The 13,890-nt window shown below is 54.8% G+C and carries 11 protein-coding genes; 7 read left to right on the forward strand and 4 right to left on the reverse strand.

The window, feature by feature from the left end:
• The first annotated feature begins 21 nt into the window (after nucleotides 1–21).
• The 3 genes from ABLN94_RS06335 to ABLN94_RS06345 are packed head-to-tail and all read left to right on the forward strand — an operon-like array spanning nucleotide 22 to nucleotide 4,704.
• Nucleotides 22–1,266, forward strand: coding sequence for a TolC family protein (locus ABLN94_RS06335; RefSeq protein WP_352990530.1), 1,245 nt, complete (start codon nucleotides 22–24; stop codon nucleotides 1,264–1,266).
• Nucleotides 1,263–3,410 (forward strand): type I secretion system permease/ATPase, encoded by a 2,148-nt coding sequence (locus ABLN94_RS06340; RefSeq protein ID WP_352990532.1) that lies wholly within the window; start codon nucleotides 1,263–1,265, stop codon nucleotides 3,408–3,410. The genes ABLN94_RS06335 and ABLN94_RS06340 overlap by 4 nt, the downstream gene beginning before the upstream one ends.
• Nucleotides 3,394–4,704 (forward strand): HlyD family type I secretion periplasmic adaptor subunit, encoded by a 1,311-nt coding sequence (locus tag ABLN94_RS06345; RefSeq protein WP_352990536.1) that lies wholly within the window; start codon nucleotides 3,394–3,396, stop codon nucleotides 4,702–4,704. Before ABLN94_RS06340 ends, ABLN94_RS06345 begins: the two co-directional genes overlap by 17 nt.
• A gap of 338 nt (nucleotides 4,705–5,042) precedes the next feature.
• Here the strand turns inward: ABLN94_RS06345 and ABLN94_RS06350 are convergent, their stop codons facing one another.
• From ABLN94_RS06350 to ABLN94_RS06365, 4 genes are all read right to left on the reverse strand, one after another.
• Entirely contained in the window at nucleotides 5,043–5,285 is a 243-nt protein-coding gene (locus tag ABLN94_RS06350) for a hypothetical protein (RefSeq protein ID WP_352990538.1), read from the reverse strand.
• Nucleotides 5,286–5,478: 193 nt separating this feature from the next.
• Nucleotides 5,479–6,180 (reverse strand): response regulator transcription factor, encoded by a 702-nt coding sequence (locus ABLN94_RS06355; RefSeq protein WP_352990540.1) that lies wholly within the window; start codon nucleotides 6,178–6,180, stop codon nucleotides 5,479–5,481.
• Nucleotides 6,180–8,075: a hybrid sensor histidine kinase/response regulator gene (locus ABLN94_RS06360; RefSeq protein WP_352990543.1), complete on the reverse strand. Its 1,896-nt coding sequence runs from the start codon at nucleotides 8,073–8,075 to the stop codon at nucleotides 6,180–6,182. The genes ABLN94_RS06355 and ABLN94_RS06360 overlap by 1 nt, the downstream gene beginning before the upstream one ends.
• A 76-nt stretch (nucleotides 8,076–8,151) precedes the next feature.
• Nucleotides 8,152–9,684, reverse strand: a complete 1,533-nt coding sequence (locus ABLN94_RS06365; protein ID WP_352990546.1) for a sulfatase-like hydrolase/transferase — start codon at nucleotides 9,682–9,684, stop codon at nucleotides 8,152–8,154.
• Between the two features lie 274 nt (nucleotides 9,685–9,958).
• Here ABLN94_RS06365 and ABLN94_RS06370 point away from each other — a divergent pair, with 274 nt between their 5' ends.
• Genes ABLN94_RS06370 through ABLN94_RS06385 form a run of 4 tightly spaced genes read left to right on the forward strand, consistent with a single transcriptional unit; the run spans nucleotide 9,959 to nucleotide 13,857 of the window.
• Complete coding sequence (locus ABLN94_RS06370; protein WP_352990549.1) at nucleotides 9,959–11,071, forward strand: ABC transporter permease; 1,113 nt, start codon at nucleotides 9,959–9,961, stop codon at nucleotides 11,069–11,071.
• Between the two features lies 1 nt (nucleotide 11,072).
• The gene (locus tag ABLN94_RS06375) at nucleotides 11,073–11,888 is read left to right on the forward strand and encodes an ABC transporter ATP-binding protein (RefSeq protein ID WP_352990552.1); all 816 of its coding nucleotides are present in this window, start codon (nucleotides 11,073–11,075) and stop codon (nucleotides 11,886–11,888) included.
• A gap of 5 nt (nucleotides 11,889–11,893) precedes the next feature.
• Nucleotides 11,894–13,210 (forward strand): MlaD family protein, encoded by a 1,317-nt coding sequence (locus tag ABLN94_RS06380; protein WP_352990555.1) that lies wholly within the window; start codon nucleotides 11,894–11,896, stop codon nucleotides 13,208–13,210.
• Nucleotides 13,207–13,857, forward strand: coding sequence for an ABC-type transport auxiliary lipoprotein family protein (locus ABLN94_RS06385; RefSeq protein WP_352990557.1), 651 nt, complete (start codon nucleotides 13,207–13,209; stop codon nucleotides 13,855–13,857). The genes ABLN94_RS06380 and ABLN94_RS06385 overlap by 4 nt, the downstream gene beginning before the upstream one ends.
• Nucleotides 13,858–13,890 lie beyond the last annotated feature (33 nt).

Consider the following 13,890-nt stretch of genomic DNA (forward strand, 5'->3'; position numbering starts at 1 on the left):
CCCGATCTTACAGGGGTTAACGTGTCACTGTCCCGCGGCTCGATTGGAGTTGGTGCCAGCATGCCTGCGCCGCAACTTGCCCAAAGTTCTTTTGGTCAGCGAATCCGATCCGCTGTCGAAGCCAGCCCGGATCTGGCGCAAAGCGCAACTCGGCTTGAAATCGCCACAGCCAATGAAGTCGCTGCAAAGGGAGCTTTTTTACCACAACTCTCTGTCGGTATTAATGCTCGATCCGAACGCGTTGATTCTGACATTGCCGATGTCACTCCGTATCTTCGTATTTCGCAGTTGGTTTATGACGGCGGTGCCGCATCAAACGATCTGGCGGCTGCGAGAGCACGCGTACTGCAAGGTCGGGGCGACCAACTACAAACAGCGTCGGCTATCGCTCTCTCCACGATTGAAGCCTACGTTGTGGTACTGGACAGAAGGAAGCTTCTGGAAATAGCGGCCCAAAATGTAACCGTTCATGAAGAGTTGGTGTACCAGATCACTGAGCGCACCGATCAGGGCGTTGGGTCGAATGCGGATGTCCTGACGGCGCGCTCTCGCATAGCGGATGCGCGGACGCGGCTGGCCGATGCCAGGGCACAACTGGATCGCGCCAATGCGCAATTCCGCGAATTCTTTGGCGTGGCACCCGGAGTCCTGCCTTCCCCAATCGCGGCGCCTAAACTCTCGCGAACCGATGAGAAAATCGTGATGGATAGCCCACAGGTCAGACGATCTGATGCCGTGTTGCTGGCCGCAAAAGCCGAATACGCAGCAGCCCTTGCAAGGCGCCAACCCGGGGTCCAAATTGCTGCATTTGCTGATCGGGACGACAGCAACGACGCTAATTTTGGCGTTGATCTTTCATTCAACTACGAAATCGACAGCACAGGGCAACGCCGGGCTGCTATCGCTGCAGCGGAGGCACAAGTCGAAGAAGCCGAATTCACGCGCTATGCTGTCATCCGGGATATCCGTCGAGAGTTGGGGTTTGTCAGATCAGACCAGCAAGCAGGTGCTGTCAGACTGCAAGCAGCCCGAACCGCAGTTGACGCGAATGCCGACAGTGTCGCTGCGGCCCGAGAACAGTTCACTATCGGTAGACGCAGCTTGATCGAAATTCTGGATTCGCAGCGAGACTACGTGAATGCACAGGAAAGGCTGATCCTGGCGGAACGGAACTTCTTTTTGACAAACTACGCCGCGTTGAGCCTCACCGGGGACATTCTTGATCTTTTGGGGATTTCAACAACCAAATGGGAGGATAGCTTGTGACGCAGCCCTTACCAGTTTCTCGGGAATCTACTCTGTCATCCCTTGAGGCCTGCATTTTGCATGTCGCCGCCCAATTAAATCGCCCGATGACTTTGGCGGCCTTGTATGCCGCTCAATCGGGGCCAACGGGTGATTTGACCGTTCGCGACGCCCTCGAAGCTTCGCAAAAGGCCGGATTGCAAACGGGATACGGCAAACATCGACTTTGCGACTTCGACGCAAACCTAACACCCGCCCTATTGCTTTTGGACAATGACAAAGCGGTTGTTTTCCATGGTCGTACGCGCAATGGGCAACTTTTGATTTTTGACCCAGATCTCGGACACGGGATTGGTGAAGTTTCAGAAGACAAACTGCACCGGGTTTATACTGGATACGCCATTCTGTTTCGCCGCAACCACGAGGAAGAGATTTCAGCAGGTGTGACACCTGTCGCTGGACACTGGTTCTGGTCGGCATTAGCAGCAAACCGATGGTCGTATACCCAGGTAATCCTTGCTGCGGCACTCGCCAATCTATTAGGGCTGTCTACTTCCATCTTCATTATGGTCGTTTACGACCGGGTACTTCCGAACGAGGCGACCGAATCCCTCATTGCTCTGACGGCGGGTGTCGGTATCGCCCTAGGGTTTGATTTCATTTTGAAATTACTGCGCGCAGGCTTCATTGATCGCGCCGGGAAACAAGCTGACATGCTAATGGGGCGCCGCATCTTCGATCAGGTGCTTAACATACGCATGAAGGCGCGCACCGGCTCCACCGGCGCCATGGCAAGTACAATTCGTGAGTTCGAAACCCTGCGCGAATTCTTTACTTCGGCAACACTAGTCGCGCTGGTTGATCTGCCATTTATCGCACTCTTCATCTTTGTCATCCATCTGGTGGGTGGACCTTTGGCGCTTATCCCTGCCCTAGCGGTTCCAATAGTTTTATTGGCTGGGGGCGCCGTTCAGCCGGTGCTGTCTCGTCTGGCAGAAAGGAACTTTGCAGATGGTCAGTCCAAGCAATCTGTTCTGATCGAGACAGTTTCAGGACTTGAGACCATTAAGACCACCGCTGCCGCCAGGCAAATGCGCGCCCGCTGGGAGGCCGCATTAGAACGACAATCCTCACACGGCGCGAGTAGTCGGGCAGTGACGCAGTTCGCCTTGAATATAACCGGATTCACGCAACAAGCAGCGCAAGTTCTTATTGTTTTCTACGGCGTCTTCCTGATCACTGATGGTCAGGCCAGTATGGGCGCACTTGTTGCTTCGGTGATGCTGACCGGTCGGGCTTTGGCGCCATTGAGCCAACTTGCACAGACACTGACTCGCGTAAATCAAGCGCGCAGTGCCTACCGTAGTCTGAACACATTGATGCAAGCTGATAGCGAACGGCCGCTGGGAAGAGGCTGGATCAGTCGGCGCGACTTTGCTGGCTGCATTAATTTCAAGGACGTGCATTTTGCATACCCCGATCAGACTGACGAAACTTTGGCAGGGGTATCCTTCTCAATTGAACTCGGCGAAAAAGTAGCGATCTTGGGGCCGATCGGGTCTGGGAAAAGTACAATTACACGCTTGCTACTTGGGCTTTATGAACCGCGCTCTGGCTCGGTCACATTGGATGGAGTCGACATCCGCCAGATTGACCCTGGTGACTTGCGCCGCAATGTCGGATCTGTACTGCAGGACATCTGGTTGTTTTCGGGGACGGTTCGCGAAAACATAATAAGTGGAGCTGTCAGACCGCGGGATCAGGATCTGATCGATGCTGGACAGGTGGCTGGCGTCGAAGATTTTGTGGCCCGGACACCTAACGGATATGATTTGAAACTTGCCGAGCGGGGAGAAGGGTTGTCTGGCGGTCAGCGTCAGGCCATTGCTTTGGCACGAGCACTGATCGGACGGCCTCCTGTGTTGCTTTTGGATGAGCCGACAAGCGCGATGGATGTGAAAACCGAGGCCGAGGTTATCCGCCGCCTAAAACAGGCTACACAAGACACCACAGTGGTTATCGTCACACATCGAACCAGCCTGTTGGAATTGGTGGACCGCGTCATCGTCATTGAAAACGGGCGAGTGGCCGCAGACGGGCCCAAGAGCTTGCTCACCCAACACGCGCGCAAAGCAAGGAGGCATCTGAATGTCGCGGCATCCTGATCTCGCCACCCTCGCCCGAGAAATGCGCGGGCGCTCGCCAATACGGGGATCATTGCTGTTGTTCGCAATTGCCTCTTGCCTGATCGCATTGGGATTGTGGGCACATCTTACCGAATTGGACGATGTGACACGCGTTGACGGGCGGATCGTGCCATCTGGCGACATTCAGGTGATTGAGGCCACCGAACCCGGCGTCCTGCAATCACTGCTAATCCGTGAAGGGCAGGTCGTCGAAAAAGGTACACTGTTAATGGAGTTCGAGACGACACAAATCGATAGTCAATTGAGTCAAGAACAACAACGTGCCTTCGGCCTGATGGCGCGCGCCCGGCGTTTGCAGGCGGAAATTGACGATACAGAACTATTTTTTTCACCGGATTTGATCGAAGGAGCGCCCGAAGTCGTGCGGTCGGAAACTGCGCTATACCAAGGGCGGCGGTCTGAATTACGAGCGGAAATTACGATCCTTGAAAGGCAGCGACAACAAAAACAGCAAGAATATGAAGAAGGGTTGGTCGATCGCGTGACTGCCGATCAAACACTCAGACTGTTAGCCGAAGAGCGTGCTATGATGGAGCCTCTTGTGACAAAACGGATGGAACCGGCTACGACGCTATTGACGCTGCGGCGAGGAGAAGCCGAATGGGAGGGTTACCGAACCCGGGCAATCGCCGCGACCAACCGATTAAAGACCGGATTAGATGAAATAGACGATCGTATTCGCGCGACACGCAGCCGCTTCCGTACCGCCGCGCTGAATGATCTGGCTCTGGCAACTACTGAACTTGCAGCACTGCGACCGGTGTTACCAGCCCTGCGCGACCGGGCGGAGCGAGCGCAGGTGCGATCCCCGGTTCGGGGTATCGTGAATCGATTGCATCGCAGTACGATCGGAGGGCTAGCACGCAGCGGTGAGGAACTGATAGAGATCGTTCCATTAAACGACACACTGCTTGTCGAAGCCTATGTGCGTCCGGAGGACATTGCGTTCTTACATGCTGGTCAACCTGTAAAGGTCAAAATCACAGCTTATGATTTCGCTCGCTACGGATCGTTGAACGGTCAGATTACGCGGATTGGCGCAGACACGATCACACGGTCCGAACGCAATGACGAAGAGGTATTCGTTGTTGAAATCGAAACCAGCAATTCAATGCTGGATGCCAACGGCATCGCCGTCGAAATCATACCGGGCATGTTAGCTGAAGTCGACATTCTATCCGGGCACAAGACGGTACTAGAATACCTCCTGCAACCGGTTGTGAAAATCAAAGAAAGGGCACTGCGCGAATAGGCTTGTGCTCATTGGCTCCACGCTGGGGCAGACTCTTGTTAACCTAGGTTTCACGTATGCCTACCTAGATGACTTCGCCTTTCCGGTTCATAGGCCTTCAACTGAGCGGCACATCAAGATATCAGTTGTCCTGCCGAAGTCGGCTCTTAACCGGCGATCCCATTGTGTTGATCAGCAAATTGCACGAAAGGGCCAGACCGGCCGGGCAATCTATCAGAGGACTAGTTATCAACTCGATTAGGAAATCGAGTTTACGCGTCTCTCAACGGATCTGATCGTACAATTCATGCAACAATCAAAAGCACAAACTTTGATGCTCTGATGCCGCCGGACCTTTCCTACAGACACTTGATAATTTCGGGCTTTGATTTCAACTCAGGCCGCATGTTCGACTGCAAGTGCTTTGAGAAAAAGCGTATGCTTTTCAACGCAATCAACCCAACAACGAGGGACAGGATGGTACCAAACTGCTCCTGATTAATCACATCAATTGAAAGACTGATCAGTGTCGACAGATCGCAAACGAAGCTGGTGACGATTACACCGACCACCTGCCTGGTACTTTGCGTCACACGCATCATCAGGTGGGATGCTGTTAGTTTTGCGCGGCTTCACCAACAATCCGCAGGCTGAGTGCCAATATTGGAAACCATGTGTCCCAGCCGACATTAAAATCAAAAATCACATCAACTACGATTATAATATACTGTAATATATGACTGTTTTGCAGATCCGGCAGAGTTCAGCTTCCTCTTTTCCGATATTGACCTGCGTTTACTGCCACTCAACATCCCCGAGAAAAATGTATCCGGCGCCATAAATGGTTTTGATCAGGCGCGGGTTTTTAGGATCTTCCCCCAATTTCGTCCGCAAGCGCGAGATACGCACGTCCATGGCACGATCGAAACTGTCTCCAGCTGCACCGCCTAGGGTTTCTTGCATCTGAGCGCGGCTGATCAGGCGCTTTGGGCTCTCGAGGAACAGACGCAGAACCTCACCTTCCGCGTGACTGAACGGGAGTTCCGCACCGCTGTCGTCCACGAGAACATAGCGATCAAAATATGCGGTCCAACCGTTGAACCGCGCCACTTCTGACTGTGCGACCTGCGCCCGTGGCGGCCGTAGCCTGGCACGAATACGGGCCACCACTTCGGCCGGATCAAACGGCTTGGTGATATAGTCATCCGCCCCAAGTTCTAGCCCCGTAACGCGATCCTGCACCTGCGCGCGACCGGAAATGATGATCACCGCTGCACCCTGTTCCAGCGCCAACCGGTGGACGAGAGCCAACCCGTCAGTGTCTGGCAATGACAAGTCGACCAGACACACATCCGGAGTAACCCTTTTCAGCGCGGCTTCAAATTCCCGAGCTCGCGCAAAACTTTGGGTGCGGAACCCAGCTTCTTCAAGCGCATCAGTCAAAACACGTCGGATTTCGGGCTCGTCGTCGACAATTGTGACCAACGGTAGAGTCATCAGGTGGCCTCGTTTCGGATTAGGGCAGACAGTTGCGCTCTCGTAAATGGTTTGCTTAGCACCGGTGCAAGAGTCAGCGCTTGCCGGTGCAAAGGGTCTGAATAGGGCAGAGAGGTCATTAACGCACAAGGCAACCCCAGCTTGAGTTTTGCCAGAAGGTCAAGCCCCGTGCCCTGCCCTTCGAGACGAATGTCCGACAAAACAAACGCGATTTCGTCAATTTCCTCAGTCAGGGCCAAGGCCTCATCGACCGAAGTTGCCTCGATCACCGAACACCCGAGTTCCACGAGCATGTCACGAAACTGTCCGCGCAGGTCGTCATTGTCTTCGACCAGCAGCACCAACCCTTCTTGTACGGGTGGCGCAGGTCGGTAAGGCAGCCGCATGGCCACCGTCGCACCCGAAGGAGTGTTGCGCAAATTCAGATCCCCGCCAGCAAGCTTCACGGTGTCATAGACCATTGGCAGCCCCAACCCCGATCCTTTGCTGCCCTTGGTGGTAAAGAATGGGTTCAATGCGTTCTCCAACCCTTCCTTGGAAAAACCTGGACCAGTGTCAGAAACTGCTATCTCAATCCAAATGTCACCGATTTTGTGTGCGCTGATCGTGATCTGTCCGAACCCACCGCTGGCGTCGCGTGCGTTCAGAACCAGGTTCAACAAGGCATCTTGAATCATACCCGGATCCAACATCAGCGCGTCGTCCGGCAGCGTATTCACGACGGATAGTCCGACGCCGCGTGGCAGAGATGGCGAAGCCAGAACGCGCAAGTCCTCCAACAGACCACGCATATCAGTTGCTTTAGGCTGAAGCGTCCGGTTACCCGTCATATCCGCGATCCGGTTCAGCAATTGCCCACCCCGGCGCGCGGTTTGCTGGGTCGCTGCCACAAGCTCACGTGCGTCCTCGGGCAAGTCCATTTTTTCCAACCGGGACTGCATACCCAAAATAATCGTCAGCAGGTTCGAGAAATCATGCGCTAGCCCACTGGTCATCTGCGCTGCCATCTCACGGCGTCGTGTTTGTTGCAGCGCAACACGCGCCTGAGTTTCCTCGGTGATATCCACCGACATTACGTAAACGCCACCTTCTCCATCCGGTGAAAACGAGACACGAATACGGCGAGAATCCTGATCCTCGGTGAACTCGAATACCGAGGTTTCACCGTCATAGGCTTTCTGCAAATGAGGCTCGACGCGTGTGAAGGCCGTGGCACCTAGTGCTTCGGAAATATGCATTCCCAGAATTTCGGATGGGCGGCCGGGCATTACAGAACTAAGTCTGTGGTTCGAATAATCGTACCTCTTATCACGATCCAGATGGGCGATATGAGCCGGCATCATCTCGGTGGTCATGCGCGTGCGGGCTTCTATCTCGGTCAACTGACGCTTGGCCTCTTCCAAGGCAGTGTTGGTGGCGGCAAGTTTGCGATTGGCTCCAGACAGCTCCTCGGCACGGTCCAGCAATTGGCCGGACAACTCCTTGGACCGAGCGCGCAGCAGAGCTTCGGCCTGTTTGGTATTGGTGATATCCGTATAGACCGAGACCCAGCCCCCTTTTGGCAGGGGAGCACCTTCGACCGAAATCACACTCCCGTCGGCGCGAACGCGCTCAATGTAGTGTGGTTCAAATGTCAGCGCCTGCTGAACCCGCTGGTTGACGGCATCCTCAACATCGACGTCATCGCCATATTCGCCATGATTGGCAAGATAGCGGATCGTATCGCTAAACAATGCTCCGGGCTGTACCAATTCTTCCGGCAGATCGAACATATCCTGAAAGCGGCGATTGCTGACCACCAGCCGCAACTGACTGTCGTAGATTGACAGAGCCTGACCTATCAGGTTCAGACCCGCTGTTGTCATCGCCTTTATCTGCTGTTCAGTAATGTCCAAATTCACCCTCCCCGTGATCCATGCGTAACACCGGATAACTCACAGGTGTAGGGGGCATGAACGCGACAGATTGGGCTTAGTAGCGAGGTTTGGATTTGGCACCCTCGGGCGTAAGCGAATACAGGGATAAAGTGTGATCTGTGTTGCGCATCCGATGTCGCAACATCTGTCGCCCCAAACGCGCCAAATCAGCCGTATTTTCGGTATTTTTAGCGACGTTTTCCAACTCTCCTCTACCGTGATGGTCGAACAGGATCGGTGGCAAGTCGGCAGCAAACTCTACCAGAGTAAATCGTTCCTCCCGCAGAATACACAGGCACGAGTCACTATTGCCAGTGCCCAGTTGCCGTTGCCACGGCGTCGGGTTCTCGGGCTCAGAGAAATCCAGTTCGCTGAACGAATAGCAGCGCCAATCCTCTGGCTCCTGCCCCTGCAACAAGGGCATCAGGGACCGCCCGTCCATCGCGTTCGGAACCGCTTGCCCGGCCCATTCCAAGATCGTCGGAGTGATGTCGATGGACTCGGTCGGTGCAGATACCACCTTTCCAGCCCGAGCCTGATTGCCCGGCAACCGGATCATCAGCGGCGTGTGATACGCGGCATCATAGACTGTCATCTTGCCCCAGCTGTGACGATCACCCAGCATCTCTCCGTGATCAGCTGTAATCACCAGAAGGGTATCTTCATACTGATTACTATCCTTGAGGAACTGGATGACACGGCCAATGTGGTGATCCACTTCGGTGGCCAACCCCAGATAAACTGCGCGCAGGGCCTGAATGTTCTCAGGTGTTGACTCGACAGTGCCAAAACCCTCGACAAAATCCGCGACTGACTGACTGTCCAATGTAGGGCCAAAGAACGGATGCAGCGCCCGCTCTACCGATGCCTCGTCAAACCCAGCTGGCAGGGGCAGCGTGGATGGGTCGTACATGTCGTTATATGGCGCTGGGGCCACCAACGGCGGATGTGGTCGGATATAGGTCAGGTGGGCGAACCAGTTCTGACCCGTGAAAGGCGCAATATTGGACAGGAACGCATCTGTCAGAAATGCGGTATCACTGTGCTCGGCACGGTACCGCGCCGGATCGTTGAGGCGCGGTTCACCGCCGGTTTCGGAAACCGGTTTGTACAAATCCCAATACTCGTCGAACACATACCCTTTCTGCATCAGGTGCGCGCGCCAGGGATAGGATTCCTCAAGCCGCATCTCGATGACTTCGTGAAACCCGACCATTGGATTCTCATAGGATTTCAGAAGCGGATCGCCTGGATCGTGTACACGAGGATCGGCGGCAGTGTCGGTATATCCAAACAGCATAGGTAGATAACCGGCCTTACGCATCTCGGTCGCTAAATTCGGAACGTCATGCCGCAGCGGTGTGCCGTTGCGCACCGACCTGTGGTTCATCGCATATTGCCCTGTCAGGATCGAAGCGCGCGATGGGCCACATGGATTGGTGACCGAGAAATGCCTATCAAAACTGACTGCATCATCCCTGAAAGCCCGCAAGTTCGGTAGATCGACATGGGCAGCAAGGGCGCCACTCAGGCAATCCGCTCGCAATTGGTCAATGATGATGAACAGAATATTTCCGGCACGCTTCATTTTACTTACCTTGATTCCACCGAGGCGTATCAAAAGCGAACTCTGTAGCGGTTCCGTGTTCCCGGCAAGCGCTTCCTTACGCGGATGCTTGTTCAGGCTTAATGGTTAAATCCAAATAATAAATGAGCTTGTTAACCAATTATGGGCACAGCGACTGTCCACCACCTTGAAATTGTCACACGCTTGCTATGATGCAGCGGCAATTGTCTTGCGCGTGCAAAATTCCGTTGCAGGTCAATACGGTTTCACATCACATACGGCCATGACGCAGCCCATGATACATTCGGACCATGACGCCGACGGCGTCTGCCTACGGATTTCGGGCGAAATGCTGACCCAATCTCTGGACTCCGTGGAACAGGCCTTTAGCGCGATCAAGCCGCAAGGTGACAATATCACCTTTGATCTCTCCGGGATCGAAGCTTTGGATACCGGCGGAGCCTGGATGATTGCTGATATGGCACGGCGAGCCCGCGCCGTGGGAGCTCAAGTCACGTATGAAGGGCTAAGCCCGGCCCATTCTGCGTTGCTCAACACAGTTGCGCAAAACATACCGGACGAGCCGGGCACGGCAACCGAACAGCGCAGTTTTGTCGATTGGGTCGCAAAGGTCGGCGCACGCACTGTCGGAGCCTGGAAAGACACGCTTTCGATGCTGGGATTTCTGGGATTAACGCTGCATCGCCTCGCCCGTACCATCGTGATGCCGTGGCGATTGCGCAAGGCGGCCCTGGTATCCCAAATGGAGGAAGTGGGTTTTAAGGCCATCCCAATCGTTGCTTTGATGGGTTTTCTGATCGGCGTTGTGCTGGCCTTCCAAGGCGCCACGCAGCTGAAACAGTTCGGGGCAGAGATTTTCGTGGTCGAGCTGATCTCGATCTCGGTTCTGCGCGAGTTGGGGATTTTGCTGACGGCTATCATTGTTGCAGGCCGATCCGGTTCGGCCTTTACCGCGTCAATCGGGTCAATGAAAGTGCAGGAAGAGATCGACGCCATGCGCACGCTGGGTCTGGACCCAACCGAGGTGCTGGTGATCCCGCGCGTTGTGGCCTTGCTGATCATGCTGCCGATTCTTGGATTCATCGCCGATATGGCCGCCCTATTCGGCGGCGGGTTGATGAGCTGGATCGACCTTGACATCAGCCCCGGCATGTTCGTGACCCGTTTGAAGGAAGGCACGGGAATTTGGCACTTTGTCATTGGTATGATCAAAGCGCCTTTCTTCGCTGTCGTCATCGGGGTAATCGCATGTTGGCAGGCGATGCAGGTCAAAGGCTCGGCTCAGAGCGTCGGCCAAAGGACAACGGCTTCGGTAGTACAGTCGATCTTTATGGTGATCGCATTGGACGCGCTGTTCTCGATCTTTTTCTCGGTGTTGGATATCTGACATGGACGGGACCGTGCTTGAACAGACAGCAGACACCGGCGCGCAGCGCGAAGCGGTAATCCGTGTGCGCAACCTGACCAACCAGTTCGGGCCGCAGGTGGTCCATCAGAATCTTAACCTTGATGTCTGGCGTGGTGAGGTGCTGGGCATAGTAGGCGGTTCGGGTACAGGTAAGTCTGTGCTTTTGCGCACGATTGTCGGACTAAACAAACCCGCTTCGGGCAGTATCGAGGTTTTGGGCGTCGACGTATTGAACGGCCCCGAACAGGAACGCAGACGCATCGAAAAGCGCTGGGGAGTTGCGTTTCAGGACGGCGCACTGTTCTCCTCGCTGACCGTTTTGCAGAACGTGATGGCTCCACTGCGCGAACACACGGGGATCAGTGAAAAACTGATGCAGGCGCTCGGCAGCTTGAAAATCAGTCTCGTAGGTCTGCCACAGTTGAGCTGTGGTAAATTCCCGGCCGAACTCTCCGGAGGTATGCGGAAAAGGGCCGCGCTAGCCCGCGCCCTGGCGCTGGACCCCGAAATCGTGTTTCTGGACGAACCGACTGCTGGTTTGGACCCTATCGGTGCAGCCGCCTATGACGAATTGATCGGTGAGTTGCAGCATGCCCTCGGATTAACTGTTTTCATGGTCACGCATGACCTGGACAGCCTCTATGCCATTTGCGACCGCGTCGCAGTGCTTGCAGAAAAACGCGTACTGGTTGAAGGACCGATTGAAGAAATGACCAAAGTCGATCATCCTTGGGTGCAGGAATACTTCACCGGCCCCCGGGCGCGCGCGGCGCAAGAGAAGGGGCAGGACAGGTAGAGGCCATGGAAACCCGAGCGAACTATATCCTGATCGGCGCGTTCACCCTTGCTGGTATACTTGGCGCGTTCGGCTTTTTCTTGTGGCTGGCGAAATTCGAGGTGTCCCGGCAATACGCGTATTATGACGTACTGTTCGACAATGTTTCGGGTCTTTCAGCGGCTGGAGGTGTCAGCTTTAACGGTTTGCCCGTCGGGCAAGTGATTTCGCTGAAGCTGGACGATGACGATCCGTCGAAGGTGCGCGTTAAGCTAGAGGTCGATGCAGAGATTCCCGTAACAGAGGATACGATTGCGCAATTGCAGTCCCTTGGCGTAACGGGTGTGAGCTACGTAGAACTCACGGGCGGATCAGCCAGCGGCAGAAAGCTACCACAAAACAGCGTGATCAAAAGCAAGCGCAGTGCGATCCAATCGCTATTTGAAGGTGCCCCAAAAGTGCTGGATGAGGCGGTCACTCTTCTGGAAAACCTCAACGCAGTGGTCGACGATAAAAACCGCGAATACGTCAGCGACATTCTCGACAACCTTGCATCCGCATCGGGCAAACTTGAGAAGACACTATCGGATTTCGAAACCCTGTCCTCTGATCTGGGCGGTGCGGCCAAGAAAATCGCCGATTTCACTGATGATCTGGACACGCTGGTCGATACGGCCGAAACAACTCTTACGACCGGAACAGATACGTTGAAGAGCGTGAAGACGGCTTCGGAGTCCGCAACCGCCACGCTGGACAGTGCAAAAACTGCCATTGAAAACGCGGACCGCGTAATTCAGGACGATGTGAAACCGTTCATCGACCGCGCCTCCACCCTGGCCGAGAATCTGAACGGGCTGACGGATGAAGCCGAAATCTCTCTGGCGACGATTTCAGAAACGTTCGTGAACGCGAATGAAACGCTTGGGTCGATCACCGGAACGATGGAAACGGCAAAAGGCGCTCTGACTTCAGCAGAGCGTGCCTTTGATTCCGCAAATGAGGTTATAAACAATGATGTCGGCGCAGTGATGGAAGACATCAGCACCGCCGCGAACGAGGTCGCGTCCACGGTGAAGAACGTCACTGAACGGTTAGACAAAATCTCGGCCGATATCCTCAGCGCGTCGCAGTCCGCCTCGGAACTGTTGAGTACGATCGACGGTATCGTGCAGCAAAACCGGCGCCAGCTTTCGGATTTCCTGCGGGTCGGCCTGCCTCAATTCACACGCTTTGTCGAAGAATCTCAACGGTTGGTCGTCAGTCTTGACCGATTGGTGGACAAAGTCGAACGTGACCCCGCACGCTTCCTACTTGGAACCCAAGCATCGGAGTTTCGCCAATGATCCGGTTTTTTCTTTTGGCGCTTACACTCGTGTCGCTTGGTGGCTGCACGGGCTTGGGAACACTGCGACAGGCATCTAAGCCGAATGACTTGTACCTGCTGACCCCAAAAAGCACGTTTTCGGCATCACTTCCACGCGTACAAAAACAGATCGTGGTGCAGGAACCCACAGCTACGGCGACGGTCAACACCGATCAGATCGCGATCCAGCCCACACCATTGCAGGTCCAGTATCTGCCTCGCGCACGTTGGGTGGATCGCGCACCTCTGATCGTACAGGCGCTGCTGGTTGAAAGTTATGAAAACAGCGGCAAAGTCGCAGCCGTTGGTCGCTCAACGGTAGGCTTGCGGGCAGACTATGTCATAGTGCCCGATTTGCGGGAATTTCAAGGACTGGCGATCACCAATCCGGATGGGTCTCAGACCATCCGGGTTGAAGTACGCATAAACATCAAGATCATCGATGAGTTCGAGGACAAAATCATCGCCTCGGATTCCTTCCGCGAATACGTGGTCGCTGCCAGCGACCAGACTCCTGATCTGGTCAAGGCGTTCGATGACGCCTTGGGGAAAACCATGCGGGATGCGGTGGAATGGAGTGTTCGAAAGATCAACACCCACGCCGCCAACAATCCCAGACAGTATTAAGCTCAGAAAACGGGCGCTGTCGCGCGACAGCGC

Source organism: Ruegeria sp. SCP11 (genome assembly GCF_040329455.1).
Taxonomy (GTDB): domain Bacteria; phylum Pseudomonadota; class Alphaproteobacteria; order Rhodobacterales; family Rhodobacteraceae; genus Ruegeria; species Ruegeria atlantica_E.

Bases quoted from the DNA above. Each gene is read 5' to 3' on its own strand.
- ABLN94_RS06370 (WP_352990549.1), top strand. From the start codon at position 9,959: ATGATACATTCGGACCATGACGCCGACGGCGTCTGCCTACGGATTTCG.
- ABLN94_RS06385 (WP_352990557.1), top strand. From the start codon at position 13,207: ATGATCCGGTTTTTTCTTTTGGCGCTTACACTCGTGTCGCTTGGTGGC.
- ABLN94_RS06380 (WP_352990555.1), top strand. From the start codon at position 11,894: ATGGAAACCCGAGCGAACTATATCCTGATCGGCGCGTTCACCCTTGCT.
- ABLN94_RS06355 (WP_352990540.1), bottom strand. From the start codon at position 6,180: ATGACTCTACCGTTGGTCACAATTGTCGACGACGAGCCCGAAATCCGA.
- ABLN94_RS06350 (WP_352990538.1), bottom strand. From the start codon at position 5,285: ATGATGCGTGTGACGCAAAGTACCAGGCAGGTGGTCGGTGTAATCGTC.
- ABLN94_RS06375 (WP_352990552.1), top strand. From the start codon at position 11,073: ATGGACGGGACCGTGCTTGAACAGACAGCAGACACCGGCGCGCAGCGC.
- ABLN94_RS06345 (WP_352990536.1), top strand. From the start codon at position 3,394: ATGTCGCGGCATCCTGATCTCGCCACCCTCGCCCGAGAAATGCGCGGG.
- ABLN94_RS06365 (WP_352990546.1), bottom strand. From the start codon at position 9,684: ATGAAGCGTGCCGGAAATATTCTGTTCATCATCATTGACCAATTGCGA.